This window comes from Streptomyces gilvosporeus (assembly GCF_002082195.1).
In the GTDB taxonomy this organism is placed as follows: Bacteria; Actinomycetota; Actinomycetes; order Streptomycetales; family Streptomycetaceae; genus Streptomyces; species Streptomyces gilvosporeus.
The window spans coordinates 630,526-648,745 of the sequence record NZ_CP020569.1 but is presented as its reverse complement, the minus strand read 5'-3'; the positions used below and the strand labels follow the sequence as shown (position 1 = coordinate 648,745).

Here is an 18,220-nt window from a genome sequence, read left to right as displayed (position 1 = left end):
CTGACCTGTCCAGGCGAACTCTGCCCTGCCCTGCGAAATTCTGAGTACGGGGCCGGCGCTGGATGGCCCGGCACGGCACTGCTGAACGAGGACCGGGATCAGGACGACGATCGGAACGCGGGCGGGGGCGATGTCACTTCAGCGCCGTATTCGCCGCCACCGTCAGGATCGACCGTAGCTGCGCGATGATGGCCAGCCGGTTGTGCACGAACTGCGGATCCGTGATCTTTCCGGTCGCCGGATCGGTGTTGCCGGCGCCGAACTGGAGCACCGGTGTGTGCACGTGCCCGCCTGGCAGGGCGTCGTGCAGGCCCAGCCGGTCGCGCAGCAGGGTCGCGCGGTAGGCGATCTCATTGGAGAGGTAGTTGCCGCCGCCGCCCTCACGGGCCGTGGAGCCCGGGGTGGGGCCGTCGGGGCGTACGACGGGTTCGGTGCTCCCTGTGGGGATCTCGGTGACCTCGGTGTGGTCGTAGGCCGGGAACCGGCCGGTGTGCGCGGTCACGATCGCCTTGTAGGGGAGGGTGGTCGTCGTCCACTGCGGTTGGGTGGCCGGGGCGGCGACCGGGACGGTCCCGGTGCTGCTGATGTTGTCGTTGTCGGGGTAGCCGCCGCGCCAGGCCCCGTTCGTCCGCTCGACGTCGAAGCGGCCCATCCGGCCCTGGCTCACCGTCGTGTACAGGTCGACCTTCGGCAGGTACGGCGCCAGCGTCCGCTCCACCGTCCCCGCCGCGAAGTCCTGCCAGCGCACCGGGAACGTGACGGCCTCGATGCGGGCCGGACCGGAGTCGGTCTGGATCACCGTCCCGTCGAGAGCGAGCGCGACGGCCCCGGACGGGTTGGAGATCCGGATGTCCCGGTCCAGTGTGAACGGGTCGAAGCCGGTGACGACAATGCGCTTGATGCCCGTGGCGCGCGACGGGTAGCGGATGTCGCTCTGGCCGCGCGAGGTCCGCTCCAACTGGTCCAGCAGGGCCGAGCGTTGCGCGTCACTGAGCCCGAAGCCCGGCTTCCACGTGCGCACGTCCCGCGTCATCCCGAGCCGCGCCCAGTACAGCGGCCGGTCGTCGTCCCGGCTGAGGTCGCCGCCCGCGGGGCCCCGCCCCTGCGCCCGGTGGACGGCGCGCCGCCACAGCGCCGTGCCGTCCCGTACGACGATGCCGCGGGCCTGCTCGAAGGAGTGAGTCCGGGTCAGGTCGCGGGCGAAGACCGGGGCCACGGAGCCGAATCCGGAGCGTCGCAGTATCTCCCGCGGTGCCGCCTTGTCGAGGCGCTGCTCCTCGACGGTCGGGGTCGGGGCGCCCTGAGCGGCCCGAGCAGCCGCAGTGGTCGCGGGGGCCGTCAGCCCCGCCAACAGGGCCATACCAAGGGCGCTGATCCGAACACGTAGGGAATTCAAGGGACTTAGGGTCCTTCCGTCGCTGTGTGTGGGGGGCGCGCGTACTGTTGGACCGGTGCAGTATCGCGTGACGGAAGTGGTCTACGCCATGGGGTGTTAGCCCAGGGGCCTGGCGCCGCTCAAGGGTGGCGGCTGGTCGTGGGGTAGCCGGCTACGTAGCCGTGGAGGGCGGGTGCTTGGCTGGAGTGGGGTGCCGGTCTCCCAGGGCCGCGTCAGGGCCGTCGGTGCTTTCACGCGCGCAGTGGGGGACGGCGATGCTCTCCCATTCGCTGGAGGCGTGGTCCCAGCAGATTTCGGTCCTGCTGTGATGGTGTGCAGAGCGATGAAGTCGTATCCGCCATGGGTGTTGTCGCGTATGCCGGTGTTGGGTGCGCAGGAGTGGTTGGTCAGACGTGCGGGTGGGTCAAGCTTGACATGTGTGTTCCAGCCCATCTGGAGGCAGGTCTTCGCCACGCCGCCGATGCCGCCGAGCAGCTCCGACCCGTATGGAGGACGGCAGGCACGTGACCGTCCCCGTCGACCGCCCGGGATCAATTGCGGGGCAGGTCTTAAGGTCGCGCTTTCACGAGGTGGGCTGTCCGACAGGTGATCAAGAACGCGGAAGGCCCTCCTGACCTGCAACGATAGGACGTGCTGAGGGTCCTGTGGGCTGCGAGGGAAGAAGCACCTTCCAGGTGAAGAGGCGTATCGGGTCGTACCCCGTCTTGATGCGGCGTTCCGCAGGTAGGCACGGTAGGCGCGGGACGAGGAGCCTCTCGGCTCGTGATCGTCATGTCGAGCCGAGGCTCGGATGAGCGTTGGGGTCCGATTCACGAGCTTCGGCGTGATGCGCCCTCGCGCAGCGACCGCAGCGCGTCACTGGGCTGAGGCGCGAAGCGCTTCGGCGAGCCATTCCAACATCGCTAGATGCCTGTTGATGTGTGGATGCGGATCTTTACCGTTGATCATGCGCAACAGGTTCATGTAGTGATCGATGCGCGACCCCTCCCAGAGCTGGTCGGCGAGCTGGCGCCGGACCTCCGGAGTGTCCGCCCTGCCTGACATGGCCGCCACGTCTGCCGGGACCAGGCAATCGCTGGTGTAGGCGTCGGTGAGGGCACGTCCGCGCCTCGATGCCGGGTCCTCGCCCGCCTCGCACGCTTGCAAAGCCTCCTCGGACAAGGCGCGCTGGAGTGAGGGATCTCGGACCATCCTCTTGCGTGCCTCCCTGTCCTTGCGGCTGTTGCGCAACGCGCGCCGCAACGAGCCGTCTTGGATCATCTCGGCAAGTTCGATCCACGCCTCGACCTGGGCGCTCGACGGCGTGTCGGGTAGGTGGGGCCTCATCGACTGCATGCCCGCCGTGAAGTCCAGGCTGAGATCGAGCTCTTCGCTCATCTCCTCCCAGAACTCGTAAATAAGCCGGTTGCGTTCGTTGTCCGACATCTGGGTGATCTTGGTCATGAGTCTCACTTCCTCAGCGGTGCTGTTTGCTGAACGACCGCGCGCAGCACCGCGCGTCTCGTATGCAGCAGTCGTATCTGCTGGTCGAGCAGCGCCAGCTGGGCCGTTGCGAGTTCGTGGAGCGTGGTCTTGCTGCTGAGCACACTCTTGATCTCGTCGAGCCCGGCGCCCAGCTCGCGCAGCGTGCGGACCAGGCCGGGCAAGGGCCAGTTGCCCACAAGCCCGCCAGGTGACGTGAGCGGCACAGCGACCCCATGCCGACCGCCTACCGCGCCCGTCTCCGCGGGGATGAAGCGGTGGGCGTCGGCCGAGTGGTGTTCTCAGGACGGTGTCTGTCACGGCGGCGTCGAGCAACGGGTTGTGCAAGTCGATGCCGCAGGCGGCGGCCGGCTCGCGATGCGAGATACCGACCGGCGTGTGCCTGACCTCGCTCGTACTCATGCCGGTATTCGCTGCCTCCGGATCAGCCGAATGTCGATCAGAGGTCAGTTCCTGCCGCCCGGCTGACGCTTCCTTCGCGGCCGGGCCGTGTCACGACTGCCCGGGTGTGTGGTCGACGGTGGTGAGCCACTGGGCGAGTCGGTCCTCCATGATCCCGGCCATGGCCTGGGCGCTGTCGGGGTCGTGGTCGGCTTCGGCGGCGATGGCCAGTGCGGCGGTGCGGGTGGCGGGGACGGTGAGGCCGGCGCGCAGGCTGACCAGCCAGGCCGTGGCGACGGCGCGGACGTCGGTGCCGGGTTCGGGGTAACCGAGGTCCGGTCCCTGCAGGGTGACGTCGGAGAGCAGGGCCGCGCGGTGGGGCCAGTGCCGGTACAGGGTCTGCCGGGTGACGCCGGCCCGTTCGGCCAGGAGCGCGGTGGTCTGCGGATATCTCATAGTCCGCACGTACCGCAGGGATCACCAACTGTCAGCCCCTGACGTCCCGGTCCGCGATTGCCGTCAGGCCAGCACGTCCGGACCTCAATCGCGGACCGAGTCGTAAGACACCACACCTACAGGCTCAGTAGTCGGCAACTACAAGAACACCGGCCGTGAGTGGCACCGTCCCGGCCATCCACACCCTCCTGACCTGCCCGTATTCAGGATAAAAGAGGTTCAGTGTTCACAGAGGGAGAATTCTCGTTCGTAGAGCTGCTCGTTGTGTTCGTCGACGAAGAACTTGCGTTCCTGCATGAGTTGTTCGCGGTAGTCCTTGGCCTGTTCCAGCGTCATGGTCGAGGTGTCGGACCATGGCTGTTGCGGTGGCACATCGGATGTCGAGACGATCGTTTCCGACGGGTCGACCAGGAAGAACGCGAGAATCTTGCGATGTCCCGGGCGGGTGGGGTCCGTGAGGCGGAATGAGCCGACGCGGTGTTGCAGGACATTCGGGAACGCCAGGCAGCGGCCCGCCGGGGTCGATGCCGATCCCAGCATCTGGTTCAGTGCGTCCTCGTCCTCCAGGCCGTAGACCTCACGCAGACCGTTGTCGTCGTTCTGTTCGTAGTCCGGGTCGTCGAGTGCCGCCCGGAAACTCAGACGGCTCTCGGTGATGTTCTCGCTGTCCCAGTAGTAGATGCCGGTCGAGACGATCCGCTCGTTCAGCATCCCCTCGACATGCCAGGAACCGCCGGTGTACTCGGGCTTGTCCGGGGTCAGATGAATGGTGGCGAGCTTGACGATGACCTGCAGACGGCGGCCGCGCAGGTCGACCCGGGCGGAGTCGTCGGGCAGCTCGGGCGGGGTGAAGGCCGGGGCGTCCGGGACGACGGGGCAGCGGTTCTCCCACCAGTCGTCCTGGGCCTCCCCCCATGCGCGGCGGGCTTCTTCGTAGGCCGCATCGTCACTGTAGGAGGCCTTGTCCGGATACTCCGGCTCCGAGTCGTACCACCCGTAGGGATCGGCCTCGATCCGCAGGGGCCGTGGATGGCGTAGATCGGTGAGCACGTTCTCGAACAGCGGGCGGATGCGTGCGAACAACTCCGGTAGTACGGAGGCCAGTTCGCGATGAGTCTCAGGGTGGACGTTGTTGACGTACGAACGGAAGGCGACATCGCCGTCGTCACTGACGTCGACGTCCGTGGGCAGCCACTGGAATTTCTCCGAGAATTCGTACCGCGAAGAGCGGTCCGTCGGGTTCTGCCAAGCCCGCTCGGGCGCGCCGCTCACCTCTTTCACCAGGCAGAAAAGTGAGGGATGAACCAGATCCAGTACCTGGCCGTCGGATCCGGGATGCCAGTCCTTTTCTGCTTCGGGGACCTGTTCCAGAACCCGAACCGCCTCGCGCAGCCGGGATCCGAGCTGGTCGTCGACCAGTGTGTCCGACTGCCATACCCCGTCGATGGCGGACACCTCGATGCCGGTTCGCCCGTCCCGCAGCGTGGCGTAATGCCGGAGTTCGGCAAGCACGTAACGAACCTGCGCCTCGGTGAGGCCCTGGGCGACCGCTTCTTGCGTCCACCTGGCGACGATGTCGGCATCGTTCATCTTGTCGAACCACCCCGGCTTCGCCCGAATGTGTGCGCTGCACTGCATCATCTGAAGTTCCCGCAGCGTTCGAGGTGTCGCGAACGATATGGAACGGGAAGCATGGAAGGGCAGCGGGAAAGCAGACAGGCCAGTCAATTCTCTTGGTCCTCACAGTCGATGTGCCGTGGCGGGAAGAGTACTTCAGCGGACTGACACTGCAGTCGTGGTTGTCCTCGCCGGTCAGGGAGCCAGGGCTTCGGCGTAGTCGCCCGATGTCCGGTTCGCGCTCGTCCAAGGGCGCTCAGCTCATCGTCGGAGGTGGCCGCCCGCGTACCCCCGCGCGGCTCAGGGCGGCGTGACGCTTCGGATGACGCCGCTGGTCTTCGAGACGCGTTGCTCCCGGCCGCTTGCGCGGCGGGGAGAACCCGGAGGCCTCACCACACGTACAGCTCTCTCCGTCCGCTATTTCCTTGGCGGCGCGGATACCCGACAGGCAGGCGCCGTGGACGGTCTGGTAGGAGTCGCGGTGTGCCGCCCCGCCGGCGAAGTGCACGCGGTCGTCCACGCTGGCGGCGAGGTGGCCGCGCCTGCGTACAACCGGTGCTGCCAGGGCCCGTCGTCGTAGGGCCGGCTGCAAGGAGAGGAGAAGCGATGTCGAGGACCGGGCAGCGACCGGTGGTGGCCACGGAACGGGGCCGGGTGCGCGGCGTGGTGGAAGGGGAGGTGGCGGCGTTCCGCGGGCTTCCCTACGCGGCGTCTCCGGTGGGTGCGCTGCGGTTTGCAGCGCCGCGTCCGCACCCCGGCTGGAGTGAGGTCCGCGATGCGGAGCGCACCGGCCCGTCGGTGCCGCAGGGCCCTTCCAGGCTGGAGCGGGTCATGGGGCCGCGAGTGCCGGACTGGGACGAGGACGGCTGCCTGACCCTCAACGTCTGGACACCCGTTGGGGCCCTCACACCGGGTGGGGCTGCGCGAGCGGTGCTGGTGTGGTTCCACGGCGGCGGTTTCACCAGCGGCTCCGGGGGCTGGGACTGGTACGACGGCGCCCGCCTCGCCGCGCTCGGCGACATCGTCGTGGTGACGGCCAACTACCGCCTCGGCCCGCTGGGTTACCTCCATCTCCCCGAGATCGGCGCCGAAAACCTCGGCAGCCAGGACCAGGCCGCCGTACTGCACTGGGTCCGGGACAACATCGCTGCCTTCGGCGGCGACGCCGGCCTCGTCACCGTCGGCGGCCAGTCGGCCGGCGCGTACTCGGCACTGTCCCTCGCGCTGGCACCGGAGACCGGTGGCCTGGTGCGCCGGGTGATCGCCCAGAGCGGCCCCTGGGGCATGGCACCGCAGGACCCGGCTGCCGCTGCCGAGTGCGCCGCCGACTACCTCCGCATCCTCGGCGTAACCGGGACCGATCCCGGTGCCGAACTGCGGCAGCTGCCCGTCGAGCGTCTGCTCGCCGCCTACGAGCAGCTGGCACAGCGCGCCCGACCGGGCGATATCGCGCCGCCGATGTATCCCGTGCTCGGTGGTCCCGGACATCCCGTCGGCTGGCAACAGACCGTCGCGGACGGCGCGTTGGGCGACAAGGACGTACTGCTCGGCACGACGGAGGACGAGATGACGGCGTTCTTCGCGTTCAACCCGCTCGTCCAGGCGCTCTCCCGAGACGACGTTGTGGCCACCATCCGGGGCCGGGCGGGCGACATGGCCCAGGCGGTCTACGACCACTACGCGGCCCGGCGGCCCGGCGCGACCCCGGCCCGCGTCCTCACCGACCTTGCCGCCGACCACGGCTTCGGCAACGGCGTGACCGAGATCGCCACCCGCCGCGCCGCCCAGGGCTTCCCCGCATACGTCTACCGCTTCACCCGCCGCCCGTCCCCCGACCCCCACGGTCTCGGCGCCACGCACTGCGCTGAACTTCCCTTCCTGTTCCACACCGTCGACGCCTACCCGGACGCCCCCATGCTCGGCAGCGCCGACGGCCAGGACCGCGCGCTGGCCGGCGCCTTCGGCGGCGCGCTCGCCGCATTCACCGCCACCGGCTCCCCGAACGGACCCGGCCTTGATCCGTGGCGCCCCTACCTGCCCGGCCCGGCACCGGAGGTCATGCGGTTCGGCCCGTCACCGGACCTCAACTCCTTCCGCAAGGAGCCCCTTTCATGACCCCGGCTCCTCACACACCTGCCCCCACCCGGAGCCTCCGCATGGGCTACGCCGTGGCCGGCGCACTCTTCGCCTTCCTCTGGACAGGAGGGGCCGACGAGCCCGCTTGGGTCCACGCTTCGCGCTCCGCCTTCCTCCTGCTGTCCCTTCCGCCGATACTCCTGCCGACCAACCGTCGTCTCGCCGCCGCGTTCCTCGAAACGACGAAACCGGCCCGCGCATCCGCTTGACGCCCGGCCACACGCCCGGCCCACCTACGCACCACTGCGGCTGCCCAGCCACCGAAGCGCCACCACCGCCCGCACAAGCACAGACCTCCCATGGAGCCCGACTTATTGGCCGCTCCCTGTCCGTGCCGGCGACGGCATGTCGATGACGACCCGGATCTTGGGCACCCCCGCCCTGTCCCGCAGCCGCTTCGACATACGGCGTCAAGCGCCGGGCCGTGGCCGCCTCCGGTCCATCACCACCCCGCAGCGCCTGACCCGCCTCTGCGCTGGGTCAGTCGAAGGATGTACCCGCTCATCCACCGTTGGTGGGAGGAAGCCGGCGGAAGGTCGGGACGATGCGCGGAGGGTGTTTTCACCTTTCGGGTGTCCCGGTGGCGCATGCGGGTTCGTACGGTGCTTGAGCAGCTGGAATTCCGCTGGGCATCGAGGGATGGGAGCGTGCGTGGTGGGCGGCGCGGTGTTGGAGGCCAAGGGCCTGAGGAAGGCGTACGGCAGCAAGGTGGCGGTGGACGATTTGTCGTTCACGGTGCGTGGCGGTCAGGTAACCGGATTCCTGGGGCCGAATGGGGCGGGCAAGTCCGCGACGATGCGGATGTTCCTCGGTCTGGATCACCCTGAGTCGGGCAGTGCGCTGATCAACGGCAGACCGTTCCATCGGCTGCGTCATCCGATGCACGAAGTGGGCGCGATGCTCGATGCCAAGGCGGCACACCCCGGTCGCAGCGCGTACGGGCATCTGCTGGGGCTCGCGTGCAGCAATGGGATCGGACGCCGGCGGGTGGGCGAGGTGCTGGAGATCACCGGTCTTGGTGCGGTGGCCCGCAAGCGGATCGGTGGTTTCTCGCTGGGCATGAGCCAGCGGCTGGGCATCGCCGCCGCTCTGCTCGGCGATCCGCAGGTCCTGCTGTTCGACGAGCCGGTCAACGGTCTCGATCCCGAGGGCGTCCGTTGGATCCGCGACCTGATGACGGGGCTCGCCGCCGAGGGGCGCACCGTGTTCGTGTCCAGCCATCTCATGAGCGAGATGGAGTTGACCGCGGACTGGCTCGTGGTGATCGGCCGGGGCCGGCTCATCGCCGATGCCAGTGTGCAGGAGGTCACCGCGAGTGGTTCGCGCCGTGCGGTCAAGGTGCGCACCCCGCAGGCTGATCAACTCGGCGTACGGATCCGGCGGGCCGGTGGCACGGTCACCGTCCACGGTGCGGACACCCTCCTTGTCAGCGGTCTGGACGCCCCGCGGATCTCCACGCTGGCGTTCGAGTGCGGTGCCGAGCTGCATGAGCTGTCCGAAGAGCGGGGCTCGCTGGAAGCGGCGTTCATGCAGCTGACCGGGCAGAGCCTGGAATACCGCACCGGTACGCCCGACCAGATCTGATTCCGCCCCTCACAGCACAGGCACGACTTCTCTCAGATAGGTGCTTCCATGTCCGTCACTGCCGTCACTGCTCCTGCGGCCACCCGCCGTGGCCGTCCCGGCGAGCCGCTGTTCGTCAACGTGATCCGGTCGGAATGGGTCAAGATCCGTACCGTGGGCGTCACCGCGTGGTGCCTGCTTGCCATGACCGCGCTCGCTGTCGGTGTCGCCGCACTGGTCGCCCTCAAGGAACAGACGCAAGGCCGACGATCCATCCAGGTTCTGGTCAGCATGAGCCACCTGGGCCTCAGCTTCGGCCAGTTGGCTGTGGTGGTCCTGGCCGCCACGGCCATGGGCAGTGAATACGGCACCGGGATGATCCGTACGTCGCTGACGGCCGTGCCACGGCGGGCTCGGTGGCTCATGGCGAAGGCGCTCGTAGTGGGCGCACTCGCCCTGGTCACCGGGGTATTGCTGAGCCTGATCTCCTTCGCGGTCGTGTACGCCTCCGCACCGGCTGTCTCGGGTACGTTCGCGGATCCGCAGGTGGTCCGGGCGTTGCTCGGATTCGGGCTCTACCTGGGCATGTTGGCCGTGCTCTCGCTCGCGGTGACCACGATCGTGCGCGGCACGGCCGGTGGCGTCATCGTGATGTTCGTGCTGATCTTCGTCGTGCCGCTCATCGTGTCCGGTTCGCCCGTCAGTCGCATGGAGCGATTCCTGCCCGTCGGCATGACGCCCCCCAACGCCGGGCTCGCCATCACACAGGTCGGCCCTATGCTCGGCGGGCTTCCGCCATGGGGCGGATTCGCGGTGCTGTGCGCATGGACGGCGGCGGCCATGGGTGCGGCGCTGTGCTTGCTCCGTCGACGCGACGCCTGAGGAGGCCCCGCGTACGCACACCGCTCACGCCGGGGAGCTGCGGACGGGCTACGTCGCGAGGAGTCCGGCGTCGTGGGCGACGATCGCGGCCTGTACACGGTTGGCGCACTGCAGTTTGGCGAGAACCCGGCTGACGTGGGTCTTCACCGTGGCCTCGCTCATGTGCAGGCAGGTGCCGATCTCGGCGTTCGACTTGCCCTCGCCCACGAGCTTCAGCACCTCGCGTTCGCGTGCGGTGAGGTCGCTGAGACGGTTGCGGGCCTCCGCGGTCCGGTCGGTGTCGCGGGTGGCGAAGGCGGAGAGCAGGCGACGGGTCACCGACGGGGCGAGCATGGCGTCGCCGCTGTTGATGGTCTTGACCGCCCGAATCAGTTCACGAGGCGGGGTGTTCTTCAGCAGGAAACCCATCGCGCCGGCCTGCAACGTCGCGTGCACATACTCGTCCAGGTCGAAGGTGGTGAGCACCACCACCTTCGGGGCGTGGGGAAGGCCGGTGATCTCCTTGGTCGCGGCCAGGCCGTCCATGACCGGCATCCGGATGTCCATGAGCACCACGTCCGGCCGGTGCGTACGAGCCAGGTGTACGGCCTGCGCACCGTCGCTCGCCTCGGCGACAACCGAAATCTCGGGATCGGCCTGCAGAATCAGGATCAGCCCGGACCGGACGAGATCCTCGTCGTCGGCGAGCAGGACACGAACGCTCATGGAGCGGCCTTTCTGGTGGTGTCGGGTGCCGTGGGGAGGACGGCAGCGACCCGGAATCCGCCGTCCGGCCGCGCGCCGGCCTCGAAGGTGCCTCCCAGGACGGTGACGCGTTCGCCGAGCCCGATCAGACCATGGCCACCACTGGGCAGACCGGCCGACGGAGTGTCCGGGCCGGCCTCATTCTCCACCGTGACCTGCAACGTGTCGGCCGTGTAGCGCAATTCGACGTGTGCAGCGGCGCCCGGCGCATGCTTGTGCACATTCGTCAGCGCCTCCTGGACCAGCCGGTACGCGGTGCGCTCGCACGACGCGTCCAGCGGCCGGACAGTCCCTGACCGTGTCAACTCGATCCGCATACCGGCGGCGCGCGACTGCTCGACCAGCACGGATACGTCGTCCAAGGTGGGCTGCGGTGCACGAGGGGCGGACTCGTCGCCCTCGTCGTCCGTTCGCAGCACTCCGAGCACCTGGCGCAGCTCCTCCAGAGCCTGCCGACCGATCCCGCCGACCAACTCCGCCGTGCGGACCGTCTTCTCGCTGTTCTCCGGATCAACCTCCAAGGTGCCGGAGTGGATGACCATCAAGCTGACCCGATGCGCGACCACGTCGTGCATCTCCCTGGCGATCCTGGTCCGCTCCTCGATCCGAGCCTGCCGCGCAAGGAGGCGCTGCTCGCGCTCCAGCCGTTCGGCCTTCTCCCGCAAGCCGTCCACCACCATCCGCCGTGCCTTCGCGTACAGGCCCAACAGCACCGGCCCCGCCACCAGCAGGACCATGAACGGGAGACGGTTCAGCAGACTCGCCAGGCCCGACTCCAACAGCGCCATGCCGGCGGCAAGCCCCGCGCCCAAAGACAGAACGATCAGATTGCGACCACTACGGCCGTACTTGGCCAGCGAGTACAGGCTGACGGGCAGCGCGAAGAACGTGACCTGGAAAGGCGTGGCCGCGATGATCACCAGGCACACCACCGTCGGTCGGCGGCGTCGCCAGATCAGCGCCAAGCCCGCCGCGACCGCCAGCCCGAAGAAGACCGGTGCGGGCAGCCCAAACGGATAGCCTCCCGGAAACTCGGCAAGCACGGCGAACGCCATCGCGCAGCCCAGTGCCACCAGGACGTCGAAGAGCATGCTCCGACGGCTCTCCCACCAGAACCTGCGCCCTGGAGGATGATGAGCCGACGGCCGCAACGCGGATGGTGACGAGTCTGACGGGCTTGACCGGCTCGAATCCGTCGGTGAGGCGCGGTGATGGTCCGGACGCATGGTACGGGGATCCTCCAGCGGCGCGAACGGGCCTGATCGGGACGACGGGGGCTTACCACCACACCGCCTGGCCTGCCTTCTCGGTGGCGCCCAGCCTAACGGGATTCTCCGTGCGCGCCCGTTCCCCATGGGGACCGTGCGTCCTGACTGCAGCGCCGCAGCGCCCCGCAGCCGCAGATCCTCCCGTGCTGCGGGCGTCGGCCGAAGCGTGTCCCCGCTTTCGCTGCTCACACCCGACCAATGAGCAGGAGACCCACCATTTTCGGCTCAGTGTTGGGTACCACCGTGTTGGCCAGGACTCAACGCGATCTGCAGTTCGATAACGCCCTGAAGCAACCCCTCCAAGCTGGTCGTTGCAGGTCGTAGGCGGTGCCATTTCAGAGCATCGTTCAACCGAAAACCCATCGGGGATGAGTTCCAGCCGTCATGGTGGTCAAAATACCAACGCTGGATAGATCGATCGCCAGAGGGGTAGGCAAGCACGCGAAGATCCTGGTGCGCACAGTGGATGGCGCACAGATACTGAAGGAAATGGGCGGCAGAAGTGACGTGAGTGCAGCTCGTCTTGGCGAAAGATGACACGGCCTTAGCGAGTTTATTGGTAGCCGGTAGATGCCCTTGCCGCGCAGTGACGTCAGGTATGGATAAGGTGAACGTGGAGACTTGGCGAGACTCGCGACAACAATAAGGAAAGTTTCAACCCGACCGGCAAAGGCAAGCCGTTTACGCAAAAATGGCCCGCGGCCAGGTAGCAGCCGAAATCATTGCCACCTCGCCTGGTGTGCGAGGTCTTCGAATGCGAAAAGCTTAATCATGGCGAGAGGAATCACCCTCTGTGTAAGGGGTGATTTTGCGCCCACCAAGAGGATCCGGAGGGAAGTCCATGTCTTTCAAGAACATCTTCGACGGCGGCGGACGGGAAGCCAAGTCCGCCGAAGAGTCCGCTCAAAAGGTCAATGAAAAAATTCCTGGCGCTAGGCCCGAACGAGAAGGGGTCGATCCGGAGCTCTATGACGGAATTCCTGAAGCTGCGCGCGACCCGAAGATCATTCGCGAGACGTCGCCCGAGGCGCTCGATGTCATGAACCAGTTCATCACCCCCCTGTTCAAGAACACCCAGACAGCAGCCGTCAAGCAGCAGGAAGCCAGCGTAAACCCCGAATCAACAACCGGTATGGCATCTTCGGCCAAGGATGAGGCATTCAAAAAGGTTCAGGCAGAGATCAGGGACGAAGACCGGCCGACGGTCAGCGATGAAAAGCTGGAAGAACTGAGAAAAGACAACTACAAATCGGTGAAGAATGTCCAAAGGGCTCAGGATGGGTCGGTCAAGTGGTGAGGGCCGATTAGGAAGACAACTCGAGGGCCGGCGGGTTGCGCAAAACTCTCGGTATCGTGATCCGGCCCTTGAACAGGGGAAACAGCCCCGCTCGGTGGCCTGGCGGCGACTTCTCGTTCGGTCACGCCAGCCGGAAGCGGCTCGCAAAGAATCACTAACCATTCGTTGAGTTCTGCTACGCAAGGAGACTGCAGGGCATGGGCGGCGCCACCAAAAACAACGTGAGTACGACTTATCTTGGCGAACGATTTATGCGCCACCCGCTGACTGGGCGAAATCTGAAGGAGCTCAAAATTGCCGACAAGGCCGCTGCCATCCTGGAGCGGGACAAGGAGAGGCTGAAGAGGAAGGCCGAGAAGAAAGCGCCAGATGGGACGGACCGGTATGTCGCCCCTACCGGGTTTTCCTTGAACAAGGGGCGTTTCGGCGACTTTCCCGATGACCAGGATGCGGCACATGAGCGCGGGTGGCGCGCCTATATGACGGTGGGTGTACCGCTTGTCGAAGAGCGAGGCGACATCGTACAGCCGCCTCCTGACGTGATCTCCAAGCAAACGTACGTCAATCGCACCGACCCCAAACCCACCACATGGTCACATACGGTTGAATTCTCGATTTCGAACACGATCAGCTGGTCGCTCCAGGGGCAGGTGCAGCTCACTTTCGGGGCAAAAACCACCGCATCGCTGCAGCAGCAATTACAGAAGAGCATGGCGATGAACCAATCCGAGAAAATGACCCTGAAGAACAGCAAGGACAATCAGGGCGTTGACGCGGAGTCTCAGTCGCAAATGACAAGTACGACGACAGCCACGAGTACCGCCACGGGCACCGGTGAATTGTCGGCACAACTGATGCTCGGGATCACTGCTTCTGTCAGTGGTTCGTTGACCACCTCGTTCAAAACATCGTCCACGCTGAACGGGGAGGTTGGCAGCCGGGTAGACGTCCTGGCCACGCAGCGGCGGCAGGTGAGGAGGTTCGACTACGAATTCCCTGTCTCCTTTGGGGGGTGGGTCGCCTTGTATTACCCGGAGCCAGTAGAGGTCAAGGAGACTCGGCCGGACGGCCCACAGGCCCGGGAACCGAAATACGCCAAGGTGATTGCGTGGAAACTCGGCGAGACCGGTACGGCTGCGGAGGCATTCGACTTGACCGATGAGGGCAAGCCGTTTATGCAAAAGGGGGAAGCCGAGGTCGTTTCTACCCTCGCCGGGGTGCACGAGGTCTTCGAGCTCGAAAAACTTGAGTTCGATATCAAGCGTCACCCGCTTCACAAGGGCGATGGCAAAGAGCAAGAGAGCCCGAGAAAGACTCCCGTCGAGCTCGCCACCGGGTTCGGGACAGCCGACGGCCTCGCGCTGGACCTGGTGAACCAGAAGGCGTACGTCACTGACCGGTACAACGGCGGCAAGCTGTACAAGGTGGACCTCGCCAGCGGCGGCACGGACTGGGTCCTGGAGACGCCGGGCGAAGTCAACGCTGTGGCGCTGGACCTGCCGGGCAACAAGGCATACGTCGCCGACTACAGCGGCAAGCGCCTGTTCACGGTGAACCTGTCCGACCGCTCCATCTCCCCGGTCAGGGGCGCCGAGGGCATGTACGCGTACGGCGTCGCGCTGGATCTGCCGGGCAACAAGGTCTATGTCACCGACGTCATCAACGGGAAGCTGATCGAGTTCGGCCTCAACAGCGAATCGGCGGTGAAGCAGCGAAGCTGGGACGTGCCAAGGGCCGCTGGAGTAGCGCTGAACGGGGGCAAGGCCTACATCGGCCAGTATGACCGCAACGGGCTGTACGAGATCGACCTGGAGGCGGATAACGGCGTCCCGAAGGCCGTGGCCACCAGTCTCGGGTACAGCGTCCGCGTAGCGTTGGATGGCGTGGGTAACGCGTACGTCTCGGACTCGTACGGCAACAAGCTGCATGAGGTCGTCGTGGCTGATGGCGAGGCCAAGGGCCGTCATCGCGTGGTGGCCGACGGTCTCGGCACGGTCTGCGGCCTCGGGCTGGACCACGACAACGGCTGGATCTACGTCAGCAACCGGGAGGGCAAGCTGTTGCGGATCTCCGGCGTGCTGCCCGATGCTTCGGCAACGTCGTAGCGTAGGGCGTTCGTTCCTTTCCAGGAGGGGAGCGTCAAGGCGGGGCCTCGGTTCCGGCGCGGCGAGCAGGGCCGGCACGGCGGCCCGGGTGACCGGGCCGCCGTCGTAGCAGCGGTAGGTCTTGCGGGCGAAGAGTTCACTGCCCGCCGGGGCGTCTCCGCTCCGGCGGGCAGTGCATCCACGGGCCAGCCCACGAGGTGCTCGCGGCGGCGCATCACCGCGGAGTCAGCAACTCAGGTCTTCTCGCGGACCGGAGTGATGCTGGAGAATCGTCAGTGAAGTGCCCGGGCATGCTCCAGGAACCTGTCGAGCACTCCGTCCGCGACCTTTACCGTGCCTTGCGGCCGGGTTGCCCCGGGGATGGTTCGGATGGCTGATGCCTGTTTCGCCAAGGCTCGAGAGTGGGCCTGTAGTCCGTCGGCTGCGGGGGGGGGGTGTCACCGCCGATGCGACAGGCATGGCCTGGTCGACGCGTTTATCGAACCTCGTGGCAACAGCCCGGAAGTTCTTCAGGGTATTGATGGTCCGCTCCACGGCGATGTGACAAACGAGGACGGCGCTGTCCCAGCTGACGGAGCAGGGTGGCGCTGCGTTCCATGAGCAATGGAGCGGTCTCGTAGCCGATGCCGGAGCAGCGCCGCTCTTCAGGACGATGCCGGCCGCAGACAATACAAGGGAAGTGGGATTCAAGAGGCGCGAGGTCGTCAGCTGCCCTTGCCACGCGAAGCGGTTGCTGGGTGCGAGCCCATCGGAGCGGCGTGGGTCATTCGATTGCTTGCTGGTACCCGGCTTGATGGGTGGGGGTTGCCTGTCCCTCCCCGCACCGAGTGATGGCGCGCAGATGCTCCTCCGATCCGGTGTTCACCCGTGCAGTCGCGGATGTTGGAACCAGTGCATTTCCATGATCGACGCAGATCGTTGGGTCCTTGTGGAAGCGTGTCGCGGAGTGAGGGATGTCGGTGGTGGAGGGTTTGCTCAAGGGGGCGCAGGGCCGGCGGGATGGTGTCGGCAGGCCGCCGATGCCGGAGCCGAGGGAGCCCACCGAGAAGCGTGCGCGGCTGCGTTCGGCGTTCGAGGACGCTTCATTCCGGGGGATGTGCCTGAACATCCCGTCTCTGCTCGCGGATATCGCCAAGATGGCATGGGCGATCGACCGGCGGGATGTTCTGGTCTTGGTCGGTTGCCAGGTCCTCTCGGGGGTATCGGCGGCTGTGGTGCTGGCGGCTGTGGGCGAGGCGATGGCACTGCTGGTGGGCGGCGGGCCGGTCTCCGAGCGAGTCCGCCAGGCATTGCCGGCGCTGGCGGTCCTGGCGCTCGCGGCGGGAGTGGGACGTGTCGCCTCCGGGCTGGCTGCGTGGGCGGTGGCTCGGGTCAAGCCGCGGGTGATGTCGGCCGCGGACACCGCGTTGGTCGAGGCGATGGTCTCGGTGGAGGTGGCGGCTTTCAACCGGGCCGGCTTTGCCGAGGAGCACGAGCGTGCGGAGACCGGTGTGACGCGGTGCGACCGGATGTTCTCCGATGCGCAGGCGTTCATCGCCGCGCTCGTCCGACTGGTCACCGCGTTCGGTGTGGTCACCGCGTTGCATCCCTTGATGCTGCCGGTGCTTGTGCTGGCGGTGATGCCGTCCGGGGTGGGGGCGGTGACCGAGGCGAAGATCGAACATCGCACGAACTACCTCAACTCGGCCAACCGCAACCTGCGCGGGATGATGCGGTCGCACGTCACCGCCTCGAACCTCGCGGACGAGGTCAGGGCGAACAGCATGCGTTCCTACCTGTTGTTCTGGTACCGGACGCTCAGTCGCCGCAACGACGAACGGATCGTACGGGCGGCCGGCGGGCAACTGCGCGCGAACCTGGCCGCGGCGGCGTTCGGAGGTATGTGCCTGTGCGGTGCGTGGGCCACCCTGGTGTGGCTGACGGTCTCCGGCCAGGTGTCGCTGGCGGTGTCGGCGACGGCTGTGGTGGCGGTGCGTACGGCGCTGGGCAGTCTCAGTAACGCGGTCGGCTACTGCGCCGCTCTGTTCCGTTCGACTCTGTTCCTGGGGGACTGGAAGCGGTTCGTGGACATCACGACGGCCGAACTGGAGATGTCGCGTGGGGGTGGTCGGGCTCCGCGGTGCCCCGAGACGATCCGCGTCGAGGAGGTGACGTACTGCTACCCCGGCCGGACCCGGCCGGCGATTGACGGGTTGTCCCTGACCTTCCGCAGGGGCGAAGTGGTGGCGGTGGTCGGGGAGAACGGGTCGGGCAAGTCCACGCTCACCCGGCTGATCACCGGGCTGAACCTTGCCGACAAGGGCACCGTGCTATGGGACGGGGTGGACCTGGCGGGCGTCGCCCCGGAGACGGTGTGGTCGCAGACTGGGCTGGTTCCCCAGTTCTTCGCCCGCTGGCCGCTTCCGTGCCGGGAGAACATCACCCTGGGCCAACCCCGTACATGGGATGACGAGGCCGTGTGGGAGGTCCTGGAGACGGTCGGCCTACGACAGGCTGTCCAGGAGCTCCCGGAGGGCCTGGACACCTTGCTCGCCCGGGAGATGTGGGGTGGAGTCACCCTGTCCGGCGGGCAGTGGCAGCGCCTGGCCTGTGCGCGCGCCGTCTACCGCCAACCTGCCGTTCTGGTCCTGGACGAGCCGACATCGGAGATGGACGCCCGGGGCGAGCACCAGATCTTCCAGGTGCTCAAAGGCATGTCGCAGGACAGGATCACGGTCATCGTGACGCACCAGCTGGAGAACACCAAGATCGCCGACCGGATCATCGTCATGGAGCGCGGCCAGATCATCGAGGAGGGCTCGTTCGACCAACTCGTCAAGGGTGGTGGGCTCTTCGAGGAGCTCTATGAACTCGGCCGTGATCGATGACCCTCCTTGGCCAGGCAGAGGCGCCG

15 protein-coding genes are annotated in these 18,220 nt (G+C 66.8%); 7 read left to right on the top strand and 8 right to left on the bottom strand.

Annotated elements, in window-relative coordinates; translation table 11 throughout:
* Positions 1–133: 133 nt before the first annotated feature.
* From B1H19_RS03135 to B1H19_RS40740, 6 genes are all read right to left on the bottom strand, one after another.
* On the bottom strand, positions 134–1,396 hold the full coding sequence (locus B1H19_RS03135; protein WP_203237078.1) for a C15 family peptidase: 1,263 nt from the start codon (positions 1,394–1,396) through the stop codon (positions 134–136).
* Between the two features lie 855 nt (positions 1,397–2,251).
* The gene (locus B1H19_RS03130; RefSeq protein WP_083102718.1) at positions 2,252–2,839 is read right to left on the bottom strand and encodes a hypothetical protein; all 588 of its coding nucleotides are present in this window, start codon (positions 2,837–2,839) and stop codon (positions 2,252–2,254) included.
* Positions 2,840–2,844: 5 nt separating this feature from the next.
* Positions 2,845–3,084 carry a MerR family transcriptional regulator gene (locus B1H19_RS03125; protein WP_203237077.1) on the bottom strand — a complete coding sequence of 80 codons (240 nt, stop codon included), beginning with the start codon at positions 3,082–3,084 and terminating at the stop codon, positions 2,845–2,847.
* A gap of 286 nt (positions 3,085–3,370) precedes the next feature.
* A complete protein-coding gene (locus B1H19_RS03120; RefSeq protein ID WP_083102716.1) occupies positions 3,371–3,715 on the bottom strand; it encodes a helix-turn-helix domain-containing protein in 345 nt (114 codons plus the stop codon).
* A gap of 219 nt (positions 3,716–3,934) precedes the next feature.
* Entirely contained in the window at positions 3,935–5,443 is a 1,509-nt protein-coding gene (locus B1H19_RS03115) for a DUF4246 domain-containing protein (protein ID WP_083102715.1), read from the bottom strand.
* A 145-nt stretch (positions 5,444–5,588) separates the two neighbouring features.
* The gene (locus B1H19_RS40740; protein ID WP_418361501.1) at positions 5,589–5,840 is read right to left on the bottom strand and encodes a hypothetical protein; all 252 of its coding nucleotides are present in this window, start codon (positions 5,838–5,840) and stop codon (positions 5,589–5,591) included.
* 98 nt (positions 5,841–5,938) lie between these two features.
* On the opposite strand from B1H19_RS40740, the gene B1H19_RS03110 reads away from it, so the two are divergent.
* The 4 genes from B1H19_RS03110 to B1H19_RS03095 all read left to right on the top strand — a co-directional run bounded on the left by B1H19_RS03110 (position 5,939) and on the right by B1H19_RS03095 (position 9,913).
* On the top strand, positions 5,939–7,447 hold the full coding sequence (locus tag B1H19_RS03110) for a carboxylesterase/lipase family protein (protein ID WP_083102714.1): 1,509 nt from the start codon (positions 5,939–5,941) through the stop codon (positions 7,445–7,447).
* Positions 7,444–7,677, top strand: a complete 234-nt coding sequence (locus tag B1H19_RS03105; RefSeq protein ID WP_159027968.1) for a hypothetical protein — start codon at positions 7,444–7,446, stop codon at positions 7,675–7,677. The genes B1H19_RS03110 and B1H19_RS03105 overlap by 4 nt, the downstream gene beginning before the upstream one ends.
* A gap of 457 nt (positions 7,678–8,134) precedes the next feature.
* A complete protein-coding gene (locus B1H19_RS03100) occupies positions 8,135–9,052 on the top strand; it encodes an ABC transporter ATP-binding protein (protein WP_083109399.1) in 918 nt (305 codons plus the stop codon).
* 48 nt (positions 9,053–9,100) lie between these two features.
* Complete coding sequence (locus B1H19_RS03095) at positions 9,101–9,913, top strand: ABC transporter permease (protein ID WP_083102712.1); 813 nt, start codon at positions 9,101–9,103, stop codon at positions 9,911–9,913.
* A gap of 48 nt (positions 9,914–9,961) precedes the next feature.
* Here B1H19_RS03095 and B1H19_RS03090 read toward each other — a convergent pair whose 3' ends face one another.
* A complete protein-coding gene (locus tag B1H19_RS03090) occupies positions 9,962–10,618 on the bottom strand; it encodes a response regulator (protein WP_083102711.1) in 657 nt (218 codons plus the stop codon).
* Positions 10,615–11,748, bottom strand: a complete 1,134-nt coding sequence (locus tag B1H19_RS03085) for a histidine kinase (RefSeq protein WP_237289092.1) — start codon at positions 11,746–11,748, stop codon at positions 10,615–10,617. Before B1H19_RS03085 ends, B1H19_RS03090 begins: the two co-directional genes overlap by 4 nt.
* A gap of 1,018 nt (positions 11,749–12,766) precedes the next feature.
* On the opposite strand from B1H19_RS03085, the gene B1H19_RS03080 reads away from it, so the two are divergent.
* From B1H19_RS03080 to B1H19_RS03070, 3 genes are all read left to right on the top strand, one after another.
* Complete coding sequence (locus tag B1H19_RS03080; protein ID WP_083102709.1) at positions 12,767–13,222, top strand: hypothetical protein; 456 nt, start codon at positions 12,767–12,769, stop codon at positions 13,220–13,222.
* Between the two features lie 197 nt (positions 13,223–13,419).
* A complete protein-coding gene (locus B1H19_RS03075) occupies positions 13,420–15,327 on the top strand; it encodes a YncE family protein (protein WP_083102708.1) in 1,908 nt (635 codons plus the stop codon).
* 1,019 nt (positions 15,328–16,346) lie between these two features.
* The gene (locus tag B1H19_RS03070; RefSeq protein WP_237289090.1) at positions 16,347–18,194 is read left to right on the top strand and encodes an ABC transporter ATP-binding protein; all 1,848 of its coding nucleotides are present in this window, start codon (positions 16,347–16,349) and stop codon (positions 18,192–18,194) included.
* Positions 18,195–18,220 lie beyond the last annotated feature (26 nt).